This is a genomic window from Pararcticibacter amylolyticus, assembly GCF_003130405.1.
Taxonomy (GTDB): Bacteria; Bacteroidota; Bacteroidia; order Sphingobacteriales; family Sphingobacteriaceae; genus Arcticibacter; species Arcticibacter amylolyticus.
Window position 1 is genome coordinate 245964 of sequence record NZ_QEAS01000004.1, and the last position, 19210, is coordinate 265173.

A 19210-nucleotide genomic window follows, 5' to 3' on the forward strand; every position below is an offset into this window, starting at 1 on the left:
AGCCTCCGCGCAAACCAAAAATAAAACGGTTTTTGTGATCGCTGATGGTATACCCGCCGATGTCCTGGAGCGTATGGATCTGCCAAATATAAAAAAAGTGATAGCAACTGGCAGCTATACCCGGATGTATGTAGGAGGGGACGCCACGACCTACAATCAAACTCCTACCATCTCGGCTGTTGGCTATAACAGTCTTCTTACCGGCACCTGGGTAAACAAACACAATGTTCCGGATAACGATATAAAGGCGCCGAATTATAATTACCAGAATATTTTCAGGCTGTTCAAAGCGCAATATCCTTCAAAAAAAACTGCAATCTTTTCAAGCTGGCAGGACAACCGCACCAAGCTTCTTGGCCACCGTTTGCCCCAGGCAGGTAATGTGGAGGTCGACTGGCATTATGATGGGTATGAACTGGATACTGTAAGGTTTAAACACGACCGGGGACGCCACTATATGCATCTGATTGATGAACAGGTGATACAGGATGCGGCTTCAACCATCAGAAAAAATGCGCCGGACCTGTCATGGGTATACCTGGAATATACCGACGATATGGGACATCTGCACGGCGATAGTCCGGAGTTTGAAGCAGCTGTTAAAATGCTTGACGCTCAGATCGGGAAACTAAACGACGCAATTGAATATCGTAAAAAGCAATTTAAGGAAAACTGGCTGTTTGTTATTACAACCGATCATGGCAGGGATGAAAGAACCGGAAAGGGGCATGGGGGGCAATCGCCGCGGCAGCGTACCACCTGGATGGTGACCAATTATCGTCCCTTGAATACCTATGCCACCCGCTACCAGCCAGCGATTGTTGATATTATGCCTACCATCAACCGGTTCATGAATATCGATGTACCTTTAGATGTTAAACGCGAACTTGATGGTACGCCATTGATAGGTAAGGTTTCGATCGCTGTTCCTATGGTGAATTTTGTTCAGGGAAATATAGATATCACATGGAAGGCAATTGAGCCTGAAGGGAAAGTAAAGGTATGGCTGGCCGGAACAAATGATTTCAAGATTGGGAAACCGGATACATACCGTTTGATAGGTGAGGTGCCGGTCAAAGACCAGCACGCCTGGATCAGCGTTAAAGATTACCCCTCTGAGTTTTACAAGATCGTGCTTGAAGCTCCTGAAAACACCTTAAACAAATGGATAATTCTGGAGGGCAAGAAATGATCAGGCGATTTCTGTTTTTGGGAATTTTATTTCCGGTAGTGTTCACTATAGGATGTGGACAGGGTCATAACAAGACAGAGGAAAACAAATCCTCACTGCTGCCCGGCGGTCCGGCATGGGCTGCACTTTACCAACAGCAGTCGGGTGAGTACCGGGCGTTGTGTTACCAGGCATACAATATAGCCAGCCTGCGCCTCGAGCAAAAAGTAAAGCAGCATTCTGCCTTACCCAAAGCGATCATTACCGATATAGATGAAACAGTCCTCGATAACAGCCCCTATTTTGTTAGCCAGGCAAAAAAAGGATTGACTTACAGCGACTCTTCCTGGATCGCATGGACAGCTCAGCGCAAATGCGATACTCTTCCCGGGGCTGTTCGCTTCCTGAAACGGGCAAAGGAACTCGGTGTATCTGTTTTTTACGTCACCAACCGTTTCGCTGAGGAAAGGCAGGCCACTCTTGCGAACCTGAAGCAGTTTGATTTACCGGATACGGATAATGAACACCTGTTCCTGATGGATGGAGGTACTTCCAGTAAGGAAAAAAGACGGCAGGGGATCAGTAAAAGTCATGAGGTGATTCTCTTGCTGGGCGACAATCTGGGTGATTTTGACAGGGATTTTGACGAGAAAGATCCGTCACTGAGAACAGAGCAGGCGCGCAAAAGAGCAGGCGACTATGGAGACCGCTTTATTGTTTTTCCTAATGCGATGTATGGTACCTGGGAGGATGTTTTATATGGGAAAGACGAAAAATCAACCGATCAGAAAAATGATATCCTAACGAATTTGCTTAAATAGGTCTCTTAATCATAGGTATGCCGCGGTGGGGCTTACCTGGAAAAACCCTTGCTGATCATTTCCAGGTAAGCCTCGTTGTTAGATTTTCTGAATTCAATGTCCCTGCACTGGTTGAACAGGACAAATGACTTCAAAGAAGTGATAAATTTCCCGATAACAGGCTGATCAAGACCGCCTGGTTCAAAATGAAGGTTGTGGACGATCAGCAATTTTCTTTTACGGTCGGCTTTTGCGTCCATTCGGGCAATAAAAGAGCCGTTTGCAAGTACCGGCAATGAGAAGTACCCGTATTTTCGCTTAGCAGCAGGCACAAAACATTCAATCTGGTAATCGAAATCAAAAAACTCTTTCAGCCGGTGACGAAAGACGTTGAGTATATCAAAGGGAGAAAGTATAAAAACTTCGTCGGACAGTACGATGTCTGTTTCCTGACCCGCTAACATATATAAATACGGTCCCCTGAGCCCTTCGACCATCACTGTTCGTACTTCGCCGCTTGCCACCATTTTTTCCAGTTCATCCTTAATGGAGTTCCCTTTTACCCGTCGTCCACGCCAGGCCAGATCCTTCGCGTATGCTATTCCCAGCACACCAAGTGTCCGGCGGATCACATAGCGTGCAAATTCCTCCCTGGTTGGGGCAGACTGATCAGTGTCCGGTGGTATCAGATTGAGGGGCAGGTCGTATATCTTATGAAAAGCTTTGTTGCGGCTAATCATTAGTTTACCATCCAGATACAGCCGCTCAAGCGCCACTTTGGCCGGCCGCCAATCCCACCAACCCGAACTTGCCTGCTCTCTGTCGTACTCGAAATCACCAACCATCAGCGGACCTTCCCGCTCTATGCGTTCAAGCACATTTTTCATCAGCCGCATCTGTGCCGGAATCATCGGCTTTGCATTGGCCGCGAAGCTCTCCTTAACAGGAAGTGAATAGCGGAAATCACTCATTGGCAGATATCCGGCATCAGAAAAAAAATATTCAAAGACACGGCCGTCGTCGCAAAGCTCTGCCAGCCATTCTGTTTGATAATCCGGTATCCGTGCCGCCATCACATGGTGATGCGCGCGTTCCACTACGAAATTCGTGTCCAGCTGTACAAAACCAAAATGATGAATGAGCCTGTAAACAGCCTCGATTCCTGTCCCAAACTGTGCCTTCCGCGCCAGGCCGGCAGCATTCAGGATGATCTTACGTGCTTGTAATTTAGTAAGGATAACGGGTTCCATTGTGCTAAAATAACCCAAAGATTGTTCGGATCAAATAATGGGACCTTATCGCAGTACTAATTCCAGTCGGGGACCGACAGGAGTGGAACCGTACTTTGAGATGCCATTATTCCCGTTTTGCTTACATGCACAACTGATTCCCAGAAAGAATATTTTTGCGGAACCATTACGAGCAGGTCTGCTCCGCTTTCTTTTATTTCAGTACGGATACGTCTGACAATATGTAATCCATGTACGGTCTTAAATTCCAGTAATCCTTCATCTGCAAGCTTAAGCAATTGATTGGCTGAAGGCGTATCGGCTTCAACATTGAAAATTTCAACACTGGCGTGTAATTGTTGTACCACTTGTTTTAGTGCTTCCTGAGTATGTGCCTGGTATTCCCTGGAACAATCGCAGGCAAAAAGCACTTTCTCAATCTTTTTGAAAGCTGCACCTTTGGGAACCGACAAAACAGGATAGCTGGCAGAGGCTATCAGACTGGTTGTGGTGTTGCCAAAGAGCTTTTGACCTAATGATCTCCCGCTCATACCCATCACAACCATCGCAGCATCATACTTTTTATAAACTGAATCCAGTTCATCCTTAAAATTCCCGAACGCCACTTCCGTGAATACACTGATCTTATATTGGTCAGCAATTCCCCTTGCGAATTTTGCGAGATGCTGCCTGTTTTCCTCCTGCATCATTTCAACTGTATGGGCTGGCAGGAGCGTATTAGAAGCATGAACAGGTATAATATAAGCATTAAAGAGTACAAGTCCCGCTTTAAGTTGCGCCGCTAATCCGGCAGCATATTTTACAGCATTATTTCCATCGAATGAATAATCTGTAGCCGCTATAATAGTAGTCATATTTTCCTGTTTACTCTTACTTTAGATGTTATTCCGGGTTCCTGTTAAGGAATTCTTCAGCGAACAATTGCTGCCGCTTTAAAATGTCGCTGGCATCAGCGGTACAATCACACGTTGCGAGGCTATCGATTCCGGAAATAAATTCTGAAGCGAGAGCCGTATACTGATTACCTCTTCTTATGGTTAAATCGTGATCTTTTGACAATAACTGCACAAACGCTAATCGCTCCTCTTTGATAAAATAGTTTCTGAAACAAAGGATATCCGGAGATGCGCTGTTTATTGAAGCAGGATGGAGGTAATCAAACCAACAACAGTTCCTCAAAAATTTCATTCGTGCACGTAACGCGAGATTCAATGCTTTATTCATTGAAAGCGAACGCCGCGGGATTTTTTCTGTCAGAGTTTTAAAGTACTCGGCTGCGGGTGAGGCAAGAGCAGCCAGAACAGCGGCGTCTTTACCTGGAAAGTAATAATAAAGAGCAGCTACTGAAACTCCTGCACCTGCGGCGATATCTTCAATCGTTGTCTTCGCTATTCCAAAATAGGATATTCTGGAGGTGATCGAACTAAGTAGCTGCTCTTTTCTCATGTTCCGCAAAATTGCTGAAGAAAAGTCTGTCAGAATTCTACTAAACGCGGAATAATTTGTCTGTTTTACGGTTCTTGCCTGGCTGGCCGAAGGAACGAGTGCTTCCGGTAATCCTTTGGTGATTCGCCGGAAAGCCGGGTGAAGAATTTGCTGAAAAAAGCTGGCGAGCTGAAATTCAACTCATAGGAGATTTCTGAGATACTTAAATCTGTCTCAATTAAAAATCTTTTGGCTTCTGTTATATCCAGCTCATGGATGATCTGACTTGCCGTTTTTCCAGTAAGTTCCTTTACTGTTTCTGAAAGATGTTTGCTGGTGACAAATAACCTGTCGCTGTAGAATGCGAGATTGCGCTGTTGCGTATGATATTGCATGGCCATCCGGCTAAAACGCATCACCAGATCTTCTTTTCTTCCGTAGTTCAGGGAAGTTATATCAAGCTTTACACGGGAAATGGCTCCCAGCTCAAACAGAAAATCTGCTATACTGTTCGCCAGCAATTCCCGCCCATAGACATGCGAGGCTAATTTGACTGCCCGTTCCGTAATGGAAGAGATAAGCTTGTCATATAGTTGAGTTTCATGGTCATCCAACATCAGGGGACTGAAGTTCTTCGAATTGAAAAACTCGATAACGTCATAGATCTTTTCATTGATAAGAAGGTCTGTAAACATCCTGAATGTGAAACTGATGCCGCTTATGCGGCAGTCCGGTTCCGCTTCCGAAATTTGCTTCAGACTGTAAGGTACTGATATGAATACTCCTCCAGGCAGCATTTCATACTCCTTCATGTCAATACTGATCTTCATTTTCCCGGAGATCACCCTCGCTATCGTAAAGAAGTCAGACCTGAAACTTTTAGATATAGTGAAGCCCGCAGGTGTGCCGGGGACGAATACCGGGCCATTAATAATGGAAAGATAGTCGAACACAAAAGCACTCGCGGCCGGGCTGTCGCGGAGAGAAGAGTGCTTTAATACCTGTATCTGCTTTTTCAAAAACTTGCTCTAAATAGGCAAAATTAGTTTTTATCTTTATCTCCCAATAAATAAATAGGGTAATTGACCAAAAAATCGGAAATACGCCACCTTACTATTAAGGAAATACTGAATGTTCTGGAAGAGGAAGAACAGGATGGCGGCCTTCATGTGTATTTCCGGCAGCAGGTGATATCTCACAATCCTTTCCCTTACCCGTTTCGCAGTGAGAACACTGGTATATTGATTTTTACCCGTGGAAGAGTTAAAATACAGATTGATCTTAAAACGTATATAGCCGGGGTCAACGATATAGTTTTCCTTGATTCTCAATCCATCCTTCAGGTAATGGAGGTCATCGAAGATGTACAATGTGTTTCTGTTAGTTTTACCGACGAATTTGCACTTAAAAACATTCAGAACTACAGCGATGTCAATGTCCTGCGCCTGTTTGCAGAAAAAAAAATAACAGTTTTCCATCTTCCCGCACCGAAGCGCGACCTTTTTATCCAATTGATAGAACATCTTTACCGGCTTAACCGCGGCCAGGAGAAATACTACAGGAAGGAACGGATCATGCATTTTTTTAATGTGCTGGCTCTTGAACTCATGGGAATTGTCAGGGAGGAGATTGAAAAACTTGATTTAAAAACTTCCCGTAAGAAAATCCTGATCGACCAGTTTTTGAAGCATTTGAAAGTGCATGCGAGGAAAGAACGCGATGTGCAGTTCTACGCGGATAAGCTATGTGTGACGCCTGATTACCTTACCAGGGTAATAAAACAAGCTTCTGATCTGACTGCCCGCGAGGTAATTGAGGAGGCTGTAGTCATGGAAGCAAGAGACCTGCTCATGGACCATAACCTTTCGATTGGCCGCATCGCCGAAATTCTGAATTTTAGTGACCAGTCGTTCTTTGGGAAGTATTTTAAAAAGAAAATGAAAGTATCTCCCAATGCTTTCCGTAACCAAAACCACTGATGATCTCCCATCTTATGATTTTCGTGCGGATTTAGACCAAAACTCTCCGAATGCAGCTCTACCTCCTGCAGTCCCTTTAACTGAAATTTGCAGCTCAGCGCAGGATGCAGATCTTCCTGGCAATAATTTATAACACAGGTATATGTTGAACAAAAACATTTTTTTGGGGATAGCTGTACTGGCTTTCTGTAGTTGCGGAACCGATAGCAAAACCGCAAATGAAAAACCAGCCGTAACAAACAAAGTTACTGTCAGTGAGGTGACAGTTTCGGCACAACCGCAGGTGCTAACCTATAGCGGGAGCATTGAACCCGACAACTCTGTGTCCATGGGCTTTAGCGTACCAGGCAGGGTGACATCGGTCACAGTACAAGAGGGACAGCATGTTCAGAAAGGGCAGTTGCTGGCAACAATTGAGCAGAATACCTATCAAAACAATCTCGCGGTGTCGAATGCCGCCCTTGAGCAGGCCAGGGATAATTTTAAGCGGCTCGATCAGCTATACCAAAAGAAGAGTCTTCCCGAGCGGGATTATATTGCCGCAAAAGTGGCCCTGACACAGGCAAAAGCGAACAGTGAAACTGCCGCTAAAAACCTGAGGGATACACGTCTTTATGCATCGTTTTCAGGAATCGTTACCAGGAAGCTTACAGAGACAGGCGCCATAGTAGGGCCTGGCACTCCTGCATTCACCATCGTGAAAACAGATAATGTTTATGCTACGGCCTCCATTACAGAGAATGAAATAGCTTTGCTGAAAATAGGAGCCGCTGCAGATGTGTCGGTTCCATCACTCGGTAAAGAAATCCGCGGAGAGGTTACAATTATCAACCCCCAGGGTGATGATTACTCCAGAACTTACACGGTAAAAATCAGGCTCGATAATCCCGGCGGCAGGCTGTTGCCGGGTATGCTGGCCGATATAAAGATCCGTACAGGAAAAAATACTGATGCTATTATTATACCAGCACAGGCACTTATCCGCGATTCCGACAACATCAATTATGTATTTGTAGTAAAAGACGGAAACACGGCATTCAGAAAAAGGGTAAATCTTACGACGTTAACAGGCAGCAGCAATGTAGTAGTTAGCAGCGGATTGCAGAAAGGCGACAAGCTTATCGTGTCCGGCCAGACTAATCTGGAGGACGGCTCGCCGGTTCAATTCTAATTATTTAAGCCCCGATAACTTATTTAAACATGACGAACAGAAAAACGCACTTTCTGGAAGCCGCTATGACGCACAAGCAGGTGGTTATTGTGCTGGTTGTACTTTTGATGATATTGGGTGTGAGCTCCTTGTTAAATATGCCCCGGAGCGAAAATCCTCGTATAGACATGCCTGTCGCGGCAGTATATGCTTTATATCCGGGCGCAGATGAACACCAGGTGGAAGAGGAGGTTACAAAGAAAATCGAACAATACCTTTTCTCCTTCGAGGAGATTAAAAAGAGAAAAACGAAGTCGGAGACCAGGGAAGGCCAGGTTTTCCTGACGGTCGAAATCAACACCGATGTTAAAGACCGTAAAAAGTTCTGGCATACACTGCAGCTGGATATGGATGCGAACCTGCGTTCTAAACTTCCGTCTGGTGTAATCGGTCCTTTTGTGAACAGTAATTTTGCTGATGTAACGGCTCTTATTGTTTCAGTATCCTCTAAAGAACGGTCATATGCCGAAATTGAACAATACCTGGACAAACTTGAAGACGGATTAAAAGTGATACCTACGGTATCTAAGATTAACCGGTCCGGGGCTCAAAGACAACAGATCTATGTAAAAATAGACGACCGGAAATTAAAGCAGTTTGGCTTCGACGTCAGCACGCTGATGAGGGTATTACAGCAGCAAAACATTACCGGCTACTCGGGCGAACTTTCCCCTGGTTCCAGTAACATTATTCCGGTTTATACCAATAGCCGTTACAGGGATGAAGCGGCAATCGCCGGTCAGATCGTCTACACAACACCTGCAGGTACCGTAGTGCACCTTAGAGATGTTGCTTCGCTTGAACGAAGGTTTGAAGAACGTTCCTCATTTGTCAGGATGGGAGAGGAAAAGGCAATGGTGCTGACCATTGATATGCAGCCTGGCAACAATATAGTAGCATTCGGCGAAGAAGTGCAGGAAAAAATTGCGTCGGTGCAGAAGACATTTCCGCCGGATGTAAAAATTAAAACTATTGTAAATCAGCCCGAAGCTGTTTCCGATAGCATCAGCCATTTCATGAAAGAGTTCGGGCTTGCAATCGCTTCCGTAGTGCTTGTTGTGATGTTGCTGCTGCCTTTCCGGGTTGCAGCAGTGGCGTCGGCGGCAGCGCCCATCTCAATTATTATCACGTTCGGGCTCATGCAGATAATCGGGCTGGAATTACACCAGGTAACATTGGCGGCATTGATCATTGTACTGGGGATGGTGGTGGACAATGCAATTGTTGTGGTCGATAATTATATCGAGAAGCTTGATGAGCATATTGAGCCCTGGACCGCCGCCTGGCAGGCTGCCAAGCAGCTGATGATCCCGATATTTACCGCTACGCTGGCCATTATCTTTGCTTTTCTTCCGCTGGCGCTCTTTATGGACGGTATTGCTAAGGACTTCATGTTTTCACTTCCTGTTACCGTTGCGGTTGCACTGGTTGTATCCATGCTCATTGCCCTCTTGTTTACGCCATATACCTGCTATGTCTTCATTAAGAAGGGATTAAAACATAAGATCAGCGAACGTCCGCCACGGAAAAGCATGCTGGACTACCTGCAGGGGGGCTTTGATTACGCCATTACCAGGGCCTTCCGCTGGCCTCGTACAACGATGGCACTTGGACTGCTTTCGGTGCTCTCTGCATTGTTTATTGCCACGCGGGTGAACAACGAATTCTTCCCGACACTCGAACGCAACCAGTTCAACATGGAAATCTGGATGCCTAACGGGGCCAGCCTTGAGAAAACAGAATCGAAGGTAAAAGAACTGGAAGAGATACTGAAAAGAGATCAACGGGTGGTTGACATTACCAGCTTTGTGGGTATGAGCTCACCGCGTTTTCATACCACCTATGCACCGGAGGCACCAAAGAAGCATTTTGCCCAGATATTTATAACCACAACCGGGAATGATGCTACTGCGGAGATGGCCACAGAATACCTTGATAAACTCAAAGGATTTATGGCGGATGGATATGTCAAAATAAAGCAGATCAGTTTTCAGGAAGGTTCTCCTATCGATGTAAGGGTGCTCAGCGAAAGCGAAGCTGACCAGAAGAAAGTAGCCTTAAAGATAAAGAAGATCCTGGAAAAAGCCGAAGGGACGAACCTGGTTCGCCTCGGAAGTGAGTACGACTACATGGGCATTAAACTCAATATCGATCCGGTCAAAGCAAGCCGGCTGGGCATCAGCAACCAGGCGATTACTCAGACTCTGGGAGCCGGACTTAAGGGCTATTCTGTGTCAACCTTATGGGAAGGAGATAAGCCTGTAGATATCTTCCTTCGTTATGATTCGGTTAGCAGAAAGGACGTGAATGCGCTGCTGAAACTGCATATCACCTCCATATACGGGCAGAAGATCCAGCTTAGTGAAGTTGCTTCACTGCAGCCGGAATGGCACACCGGGATGATTGCGAGGCGTAACGGATTGAAGTTACTGAGCGTATTCTCAGAGGCTCAACTGGGAATTAAACCTTCCCGCATACTGAAAGAAGTTAAACCAGAAATCGATGCGCTTGAATTGCCCAAGGGGGTAACCATCCAATATGGCGGTGATGCGGAGTCGAGTGCGGAGAACGCACCGGGAATGGGACTGTCTCTCAGCGTAAGCCTGATACTTATTTTCCTTACCCTCTTATTTCAGTTCAAAGGCCCCGGAAAAGCATTGATCATACTATGTACATTCCTGCTGAGCCTGTTCGGTGCTTTCCTTGGCTTGCTTGTTACCGGTAACCCTCTTGGCATGACAGCATTTATGGGGATCATCAGCCTGATCGGAATAGTAGTACGTAACGGGATCATTCTGGTTGATTATGCCGACGAACTGATCCGGGATCATGGCTATACACACAAATCAGCTGCTATTGCCGCAGCGAAGCGCAGGATGCGCCCGATCTTCCTCACTTCGGCTGCGGCGGCAGTTGGTGTTGTTCCGATGATTATCAGCAAGTCGCCATTATGGGCGCCTTTGGGCAGTGTGCTGGCTTTTGGTCTTATATTTTCCATGATACTGACGCTTTTTGTGGTACCGGTGATGTATTACAAATTATTAAAACGGCCAGTTGAACCAGGTGAAGCACCAACTGCACAACCCGATGGTGATGATGACGTATTATACAGGCCCGTTAATGCTCATTAGCGATGATGATAAAGCGAAAATTTTACGGGGACTTACAGAAAAGAAGTTAAAGAGAATGAAAAAAATAGAGTTATTGCCTCTGCTGCTGGTGGTATTGACATGTACGGTATATCGTGCCGGTGCACAGGACCTGGTGCTCTCTCCTGAGAAAGCAAGGTCACTGGCACTGGAAAATAACAGGAATCTGAAAAAAGCTCAGAAAGAGATTGAAGCTGCGCGGGCTGGGAAGGCCTCGGCTTACGCACTGGGAAAACCAACTTTGGATGGTTCACTGGGGGGATTCTATTTCACCGAACCACTTACCGCATTTTTGCCCGAAGTGATGGGAAATGCTTCACTGACGGTTACCCAGGTACTTTACTCGGGAGGAAAGGTACAGAATGCAAGGAAAGTTGCAGATGCCGCTTTGGGGCTGCAAAATGCAAGGAAGGAGCTTACTGAAGACGAAGTTCTGCTGAAGACGGAAACAGCTTACTGGCAAGTGGTGGATGCGAAAGAGAAGGTTATACTTGCTAAGAAATATATCCAGATGCTGGATACATTGAGCAGAGATCTGAAGAATTCGTACGACGCCGGTTTAACGTATAAAAATGATTTACTGAAAGTGAATGTACAGCAAAACGAGGCGGAGCTTAACCTGACTAAAGCCCGTGACGGAGTTACAATGGCAAAGCTCAGCCTCGCTCAGCTCACAGGCCTGGGGGAATCCGAGTTTGATGTACAGGATAACATCCCGGGAGGTTTCAACGGGGTTTTAAAGGAAGAGACTATATCTGCCCTTGAAAGACGACCTGAGGTTGATATGCTCAGTAAGGCCGTCCGGATTAATGAACTTCAGGAGAAACTGCTTGCCGGCGACCGGAAACCTGTTATTGCACTTTCAGGGATTGGCTACGGTAGCTTCGGCAGAAACATTGATATGACAAAAGGCAAAGATGATATGAAAGGGTTTGTAGGGATGGCTTCCCTGAGCATCCCTATTTTCGACTGGGGCGGCAGAAAGCAGAAGGTGGTAGAGCAGAGGTTTAAAACTGATGCACAAAAGATTGAACTGGATGAAACTAAAGAACAGATAATGTTAGAAATAAGAAATGTCCGGCTGTCTCTCAACCAATCTGCACAGCAGGTAGCGCTTGCTCAAAAATCTTTGCAGCAGGCAGAAGAGAATCTGCGGCTCAACCAGGACAGGTTCGATGCGGGAACGGTTTTAGGAAAGGATGTACTGGAAGCTCAGGTGCTCTGGCAGCAAGCTTATTCGAATTTGATTGATGCAAAAGCAGGATACCGCATCAATGAAGCCCGGTATAAGAAGGCAATTGGCGATTATTAACTTAATAGAATGTTTATGAGCTGGTTCGTTAGCAAAAGCACGATTGTGGCTGTATTTAAAACAAACATCGGCAACAACAATGAAGCTGAAGCCGTTCTGTCAAACCTTAGACACATGTTTCCGGATTCGAAGGTCAGCATTGATCTGAATGATTGTGATAAGGTACTTCGCTTTGAGATACCCGTCACGGGTATCGGGCAGGTCATGTCCGTTGTTAAAAAAAGTGGATTTAATTGCGAAGTGTTATAACGGAATTCTTGCGGTAGTTTCCGTCAGCCGGAATTCTGATGGATCATCAGGACTCCGGCCGACCTCCGCCGGCATCTTGTATTGTAATCCCTTTGTTCCGCTTGTCGCTTAGATACTTTCGAACCGGTATATCATATATAACCATTACCAGGTAAGCCATACCAACCAGCAGTATAAGTCCTGCTATAATAATGAGTGTAAGTTGTAAAGTGCCGGGCTGATGACTTGTGTAATAGTTACCGAACATCCATAATACTGCATAATGCGTCATGTACAATGGATAGGAGATTTTACCCGAGAATACACAAAGTTTTCTCAAACCAGGAGCCAATGCTGCTCCTGTTGCTAATGCGATCAGTAAGGGGAAATAGAACAGTACCACAAGAGGCTCGGTCACCCAATTCCACTCTGTGAAGGGCATGACGAAGGCAAGCAACAGCATTATGGCTAAGCCGGTAAATCCCAGCCTGTTTTTGATGATCCAGTTAGAGCGGAAAACAAGCAGACCTGCTAAAAACGAATAGGCTATCCGGGCGCTTCCATCCCAAAAGGTTGGCCCGCTCCAGCCCCCCAGTAAATTGCCGGAACGGTAACATACCATGCAAATAGCCACTGCCGCGAGTATGGTTAACAGGCGCAGGTAGCCGCGACTGATCTTATAAAGTACAAACGCGTACGCGATATTAGCAACGTATTCCCAAAACAGCGACCATGATGGTGCATTGAAACTAAACAGGTTAAATCCCCGGTCTTCTATTATCGGGAGAGGAATGAGAAATATGGAGCACAGGAATGTCAGGAGGACCTTACCGGCACTGTACAACTCAGGATTCCCGCCGAAAGGGTCGAACAAAAATGCCAGAAGTCCTAATACAGATCCGGCTATGATCAGGGGATGAAGCCTGATGATCCTCGATTTGAAAAACTCAAGGGCGCCCATTCTGGCAATGCGGTCGTCGTAGGCGTATCCAATGACAAAACCGGAAAGACAGAAAAAGAAATCGACAGCTAAAAATCCATGTGCGATAAAGTTGGTAGTAAAATCAGTATAGGCCCATTCCATAAAATGAAACGTGACAACAGCAAGGGCTGCAACGCCCCTTAGCCCGTCGAGGATTTCGAAATGTGCTTTTGTTCGGAAAATAGGCAAAGTTGTTTTATTCATGTTCATTTTGTATCAGTCCTGTTGAAAAATTCTGCTACAAGAACCTTCAACAGGCGACAGCCCCAAGATATTTAAATTTAACATCCCGGCCAAACTTCGGGACAGGATGGGGTGTCCGGAACCAATATTTGCGGGTGCGGGTAGAAAAAGTGACTTATGTTTAAAGTCAATGACAAATGTCCTATGGATTTGGACAAAACTGCTATTCTTGTTCCTGCTTATCACCTATTGTTGTATAAATAAATCAGAGCCGGACAGGCCAGGTAAACCATGATATCTAAACAATTCCAATGTTAAACTTTATGCGGGATGGACGATAAGGACGGCAATAATATAAATGTAACCATTAATTATAAACACTTTAAAGATTTCCGATGAACATGAGACGTCAAATTTATTTGTTAGCAATAAGCTTTCTCATTTGCGGAGGCCCGGGTTTACAGGGATACTCTGCCACTTCAGGAAGCAATGTGGATGGTAAAGTCAAAAGCGACACTGCCCGAAGCCTGGAAGGATACTTTACACCCGCTGCATCTTCCGCAAAAAGACCGGATCCTGAAGGTTTCATTCAGCGTTGGCTGCTCCTGGAGCCAATCAGCAAACCCAATCGCAGTAATACTGTCTTTACCGACAGCTATATCAGAAAGGCATTTGAAACCGAGTATTTCCCCGGTCAGTTTACTGTATTTCCAAAAGACCGTCAAAAGGTAAAAGCCGGTACTCAGGAACTGATGTGGCATTCACTGGACAGTAAAGATTTCAATGTAAAACTCTACCGGTTTGCTTATGGATTAGGGAAGGAAACCTATGGCGTACTTTTCTGGACAGCAACCATCGTAAACAGTACCCGGGAGCTGAGAAATGTGAGAATGGCTGTCGGATCAAACTCGGCGTCGATGTGGTGGCTTAACGGGAAAGAAGCGGTGATCCTTTCAGGCGACAGGCGGATGGTAATGGATGACTGTGTTTCCAAAAGCTTTACTCTTAACCGGGGAAAGAATGTGATCAGAGGCGCCATTATAAACGGCCCTGGAATGAGTGATTTCTGTGTCCGTTTTCTGGATGAAAAGGGACAGCCTGTAAAGGATCTCACAATTAGTTATGAATAAAAATGCCTGTCCTTTTAGAATCTGAATGCTGATTGATTATGAAAAGAGTCATTAAAATAAGCGGTATAACAGCCATGTTATTATGTTGTTTAACCGGAATTGCAACATCACAGGTTGGAAAACCTTTTATACACGATCCCTCAACCATTATAGAATGCGGAGGAAAGTATTATACCTTCGGTACCGGTTCTGGCGGATTGATCTCCGAAGATGGCTGGACATGGAATAGTGGTGGGGTAAGACCCGGGGGCGGAGCTGCTCCTGATGTACTTAAGATCGGCGACCGCTATCTTATAGCGTACGGTGCAACCGGCGGAGGCCTGGGAGGGGGACATAATGGTAGGATACTGACTATGTGGAATAAAACACTCGACCCTAAATCTCCTGATTTTATGTATTCAGAGGCTGTGGTGGTTGCATCATCAGACGGTGTTGAGGATTGTGATGCAATAGATCCCGGACTTCTTCTGGATCCCACAGACGGCCGTCTGTGGCTGTCGTATGGAACGTATTTCGGGTTTATCCGGCTTGTAGAACTGGATCCCAAAACAGGAAAGCGTGTGGAAGGAAATGAGGCGGTAAATATCGCGATCGACTGTGAAGCTACCACTCTGATGTATCGTGACGGCTGGTATTATCTTCTGGGTACTCATGGCACGTGCTGTGACGGTGCTAACTCAACCTACAATATCGTGGTTGGCCGCTCCAGAAAAATAACCGGCCCTTACCTCGATAATGTGGGAAGAGATATGTTAAAAGGCGGAGGCAAAATGGTAGTTGCTGCGGGTGGGAGGGTGACCGGCCCCGGGCATTTCGGACGCATCGTTCTGGGAGAAGGAATCGAAAAAATGTCCTGCCACTATGAAGCCGACCTGGATCGAAGCGGCCGTAGCGTGTTGGGCATCAGGCCCCTGCTCTGGAAAAACGGCTGGCCGGTTGCCGGAGATAACTTTGTTGAAGGGACGTATGAAATTGAATCGGAGAGGAGGGGATATGCACTGGAGTTAGCGGTTGATTTTGTAAGGATGCCGGGTGGTATGCGCGGCTTCAACCACAACAACGATGAGCCGGTAAAGCCGGTTCCATCTCAAAAACTGGAAGATGTGATCAAAACATGGCCAACCGGCAATATCGATGTCAGGCTAGGCGATTATATGTTCCGGCCGCATCAAAAATGGACAATCGCTGCTGTTCCCGAAGCTGGCGGATATCTGGGCGGCCCATATTACAAGATCGTTATAGAGGGAACCGGACGGGCATTGGCTGCTACAGCAGATGCAGGGCTGATAACCGTTCCCGAATTTACCGGTACAGCGGAACAATTATGGCGGATAGATCAGCTGACAGATGGTACATACAGGATAATGCCTAAATCAGTTCCCAATTCCAGCCAGAAGTTTGTATTGGTTTCGCCGGGCGACAGCACTCCGGCGCTTGCCGGATTTAATATGCAAAGTGACAATTGTAAATGGAACTTTAGGGCCCATTAAAAACAGAAAGGCGCCTGGTTCGTGGCGCCTTTCTGTTTGACCGGAATCTATGGCCGGTTTGCTTTATTCATCAAAAAGATAGCCGCTATAGGCTAATCCTTTAGCTACGCTGACAAAGTTGTCACCAGAATTAAGAGGAATATCAGGAAACCGTGTTTTAAAAAGATCCCTGATTGCAGGCACCATGGATGTCCCCCCGGTCAGGAACAGGCAGTCAATTTCCTTTGTATCTATTTTGCTGGTTGTCAAAAACCCGTCAAGACAATCGCTGATCTTCAGAATATCCCGGTTTATAATATTCTCATATTCTTCCACCGTAATCATTTCATTGATTTCAATACCGGACTTAGAGTATGTAAAAAGCGAAGAATCCAGGCTGGACAGCCCGATCTTAGTTTGTTCAATAGCATGAAAAACGGAATAGCCCAGGTTTTCATCTATCAGGGTAATGAGGTTTTTAAATTTCGGATCATGATCCGAAAAGTAATAATAGTCTTCAATTTCCTTCTTTATGCGGATGCTATTGAAGAAATTCATCTTATCCCAGGTGCAGATATTGGAAAAAAGCGATTTGGGCACCGTCAGATATTTACCGGGGGCAGCCTGATACTGTGTATTCTTACCGAAATGGGGAGTGCCTCTTTCCCACATAAATGCCGAATCGAAACTGTCTCCTCCTACATAAATTCCTCCTGTGGCCAGAAAATCATCTTTACGGTCACGCCTGCCGGCATTCCGGGGATCCAGCACCATGCACGTAAAGTCTGTTGTGCCCCCGCCCAGGTCTGCTACCAGCACCGTCTCCTTTTTAAGAAGGGTCCTTTCGTAAGCAAAGGCTGCACCTATAGGCTCAAACTGAAAACGAACATGTTCAAAACCAGCCAGCTCAGCTGCTTTTTCCAGCCGGCTCTGCGCCAGGGTGTCTTTTTGAGTATCATCATCATTAAAAAATACAGGTCTGCCAATGATGGCCTTGCTGCAATTGTATCCCGTAATGAGGTCTGCTCTTGATTTCAGCTCTTTCAGGATCAGTGCTACAAGTGCAGGCGCATTGTACCTTTTTCTGCCAATACGGGTTTCTGTAAAGCTGCTCCTTGACAAAACCTGTTTCACAGATTTAATAAAACGCCCTCTCATGCCATCTTGAAGATAGGCCGATATCGCTTCTTCTCCGATAACGTATTCATCATCCTTGCCCTCGGGAAAATAAATAAGCGAGGGTACAATGATGGTCGAAACAATTTCTTCTCTTTCCTCGTCGAAGATCGACAAAGCTGAATTCGTCGTTCCGAAATCAATACCGTATAAAAATCTTTTCATCTGAAATAACAGGATGTAAACAGCAAACAGGAATGTTAAACCGGGCGGCGAAACTATGAAAAAAAATTAAAAGCCAGTCAATCCGGATTCAGAAAAATCATGGCTCATCTCCAACCCCGTTTTAAGTGCATCAACAGCCTGTGCCAGCTCAGTCTCGTCCATCGAAGCGAAACCAAACCTGAATGCGTTTTGTTCCTCACACCACCGGATTATTTTAAAACGCCTATTTGCAGCAAGTCTTGTAACAGAAAAACCGGGATTGAGCTTTACCCAGATCGCCATCCCTCCAGTTGGCAACCAATAAGACACATACCTGCCTAACTTTTCTTTCAGCAAGCCATCCAGGAAATCTCTTCGCTGATGGTAGCATTTCTTCGCCTTCTTAAGATGCCTCTTCAATTCGTTTTCTTTTATCAATGCAGCCAGCGCATTGTGCATATACCCGTCACCCCCCACATCAATTATCTTTCTGAGAGCGGTACACTGCTGAATGAAGTTTTTCGGCGCTACCATAAAGCCAATGCGCAGGGAAGGATCTAAGATTTTGGAGAAAGAGCCTGTATAAATCACATTGCCTGTATGATTTGCGCTGGCCAAAGGCAGATAAGGAGAAGATGTGTAATGATAATCATAGTCGTAATCGTCTTCGATAATAGTAAATGAAAACTGCCTGGAAAGCTCCAGCAGCTTCATACGCCTTTCAGCACTTAACGTAACTGTCGTGGGATAATGATGATGCGGGATGACATACACCGCATCAATTCTTTTTGTCCGGCAATGTTGTTCAATCTCATCCGTATTGATGCCCTTATCGTCTATATCAACCTCAATAATTGCTGCTCCGCTTTCCTCAAAGGCTCTGTTGGCAACCGGGTAATTAGGTTTGGCAACAATAATGTTTGAAGAAGGTCCCAGTAACAATTGTGCTGACAGATAAATGCTCATTTGTGCCCCATGGGTAATCAATAGGTTGCCGGCTGAAATGTTTAATCCTCTTGTCACCGACAGATAATTCACCAGCTCCTCCCGGAGATCCTTCGTTCCCTGTGTGGTTCCGGTGCTTGCATTTTTTATAGCGTGCTTTTTGGACGTGAGAGAACGGTATGCTTTTAGTAAATCGTCTATAGGCGAGAGTCTTACATCCGGATGTCCGTCATCAATAATGATATCAGGCACAGGACTTTCGCTTTCGGAAAATTCTTTTTTCTCTATCACTCTGAAAGGTATTTCCAGATCATTATCGTAAGGTGTGAGTACTTCGGTTTTGCCCCACGTCTGAGGTTTCAGAGAAGGAATATGTCCTGAAATCGCAGCATACTTTCTTGGAAAGATCGTAATCCAGCCCTGTGCGTCTAATTCATCATAAGCCGCAATCACGGTCTTACGATGCACTCCCGATATTTTAGCTAATTCACGGCTGCCCGGCAGGTGTGTGCCCGCTTTTAATGTCCCGTTCCTGATCGCATGAATGATTTGAATGGCGATCTGGCTGTAAACAGGGACTTTGCTTCCCCGGTCTATACGTATGATATGTTCGTATGGCAACATTCTGGACTACCTCTTATGTTAAAGTTGGACTAC

General features: G+C 45.7%; 16 protein-coding genes. 9 read left to right on the forward strand and 7 right to left on the reverse strand.

Annotation, left to right across the window (positions count from 1 at the left end):
- Positions 1–1192: alkaline phosphatase family protein (locus DDR33_RS06870; protein ID WP_109415111.1), on the forward strand; the 1192-nt coding region annotated here is incomplete at its 5' end.
- Positions 1165–1992: a 5'-nucleotidase, lipoprotein e(P4) family gene (locus DDR33_RS06875; RefSeq protein WP_109415032.1), complete on the forward strand. Its 828-nt coding sequence runs from the start codon at positions 1165–1167 to the stop codon at positions 1990–1992. The genes DDR33_RS06870 and DDR33_RS06875, both read left to right, overlap by 28 nt.
- Positions 1993–2024: 32 nt before the next feature.
- On the opposite strand, the gene DDR33_RS06880 is transcribed toward DDR33_RS06875, so the two are convergent.
- The 4 genes from DDR33_RS06880 to DDR33_RS06895 all read right to left on the reverse strand — a co-directional run bounded on the left by DDR33_RS06880 (position 2025) and on the right by DDR33_RS06895 (position 5665).
- Positions 2025–3221 carry a winged helix-turn-helix domain-containing protein gene (locus DDR33_RS06880; RefSeq protein WP_109415033.1) on the reverse strand — a complete coding sequence of 399 codons (1197 nt, stop codon included), beginning with the start codon at positions 3219–3221 and terminating at the stop codon, positions 2025–2027.
- A 56-nt stretch (positions 3222–3277) separates the two neighbouring features.
- On the reverse strand, positions 3278–4075 hold the full coding sequence (locus DDR33_RS06885; RefSeq protein WP_109415034.1) for a universal stress protein: 798 nt from the start codon (positions 4073–4075) through the stop codon (positions 3278–3280).
- 28 nt (positions 4076–4103) lie between these two features.
- The gene (locus DDR33_RS06890) at positions 4104–4667 is read right to left on the reverse strand and encodes a TetR family transcriptional regulator (protein ID WP_109415035.1); all 564 of its coding nucleotides are present in this window, start codon (positions 4665–4667) and stop codon (positions 4104–4106) included.
- Positions 4668–4732: 65 nt separating this feature from the next.
- The gene (locus DDR33_RS06895) at positions 4733–5665 is read right to left on the reverse strand and encodes a helix-turn-helix domain-containing protein (RefSeq protein WP_109415036.1); all 933 of its coding nucleotides are present in this window, start codon (positions 5663–5665) and stop codon (positions 4733–4735) included.
- Between the two features lie 63 nt (positions 5666–5728).
- Here DDR33_RS06895 and DDR33_RS06900 point away from each other — a divergent pair, with 63 nt between their 5' ends.
- The 5 genes from DDR33_RS06900 to DDR33_RS06920 all read left to right on the forward strand — a co-directional run bounded on the left by DDR33_RS06900 (position 5729) and on the right by DDR33_RS06920 (position 12545).
- Positions 5729–6625, forward strand: coding sequence for a helix-turn-helix domain-containing protein (locus DDR33_RS06900; protein ID WP_109415037.1), 897 nt, complete (start codon positions 5729–5731; stop codon positions 6623–6625).
- 142 nt (positions 6626–6767) lie between these two features.
- Positions 6768–7796, forward strand: a complete 1029-nt coding sequence (locus tag DDR33_RS06905) for an efflux RND transporter periplasmic adaptor subunit (RefSeq protein WP_109415038.1) — start codon at positions 6768–6770, stop codon at positions 7794–7796.
- A 29-nt stretch (positions 7797–7825) separates the two neighbouring features.
- Complete coding sequence (locus DDR33_RS06910) at positions 7826–10966, forward strand: efflux RND transporter permease subunit (protein ID WP_202913672.1); 3141 nt, start codon at positions 7826–7828, stop codon at positions 10964–10966.
- Positions 10967–11021: 55 nt separating this feature from the next.
- A complete protein-coding gene (locus DDR33_RS06915) occupies positions 11022–12296 on the forward strand; it encodes a TolC family protein (protein ID WP_158280661.1) in 1275 nt (424 codons plus the stop codon).
- 15 nt (positions 12297–12311) lie between these two features.
- Positions 12312–12545 (forward strand): hypothetical protein, encoded by a 234-nt coding sequence (locus tag DDR33_RS06920; protein ID WP_146198717.1) that lies wholly within the window; start codon positions 12312–12314, stop codon positions 12543–12545.
- 46 nt (positions 12546–12591) lie between these two features.
- Here the strand turns inward: DDR33_RS06920 and DDR33_RS06925 are convergent, their stop codons facing one another.
- Positions 12592–13716, reverse strand: a complete 1125-nt coding sequence (locus DDR33_RS06925) for an acyltransferase family protein (protein ID WP_109415041.1) — start codon at positions 13714–13716, stop codon at positions 12592–12594.
- A gap of 374 nt (positions 13717–14090) precedes the next feature.
- Here DDR33_RS06925 and DDR33_RS06930 point away from each other — a divergent pair, with 374 nt between their 5' ends.
- Positions 14091–14819 carry a hypothetical protein gene (locus DDR33_RS06930; RefSeq protein WP_202913673.1) on the forward strand — a complete coding sequence of 243 codons (729 nt, stop codon included), beginning with the start codon at positions 14091–14093 and terminating at the stop codon, positions 14817–14819.
- Between the two features lie 38 nt (positions 14820–14857).
- Entirely contained in the window at positions 14858–16309 is a 1452-nt protein-coding gene (locus tag DDR33_RS06935; RefSeq protein WP_109415043.1) for a family 43 glycosylhydrolase, read from the forward strand.
- 63 nt (positions 16310–16372) lie between these two features.
- Here the strand turns inward: DDR33_RS06935 and DDR33_RS06940 are convergent, their stop codons facing one another.
- Both DDR33_RS06940 and DDR33_RS06945 read right to left on the reverse strand, forming a co-directional pair.
- Positions 16373–17629 (reverse strand): Hsp70 family protein, encoded by a 1257-nt coding sequence (locus DDR33_RS06940; protein WP_109415044.1) that lies wholly within the window; start codon positions 17627–17629, stop codon positions 16373–16375.
- A gap of 66 nt (positions 17630–17695) precedes the next feature.
- Positions 17696–19177 carry an aminotransferase-like domain-containing protein gene (locus DDR33_RS06945; protein WP_109415045.1) on the reverse strand — a complete coding sequence of 494 codons (1482 nt, stop codon included), beginning with the start codon at positions 19175–19177 and terminating at the stop codon, positions 17696–17698.
- Positions 19178–19210: the final 33 nt, after the last annotated feature.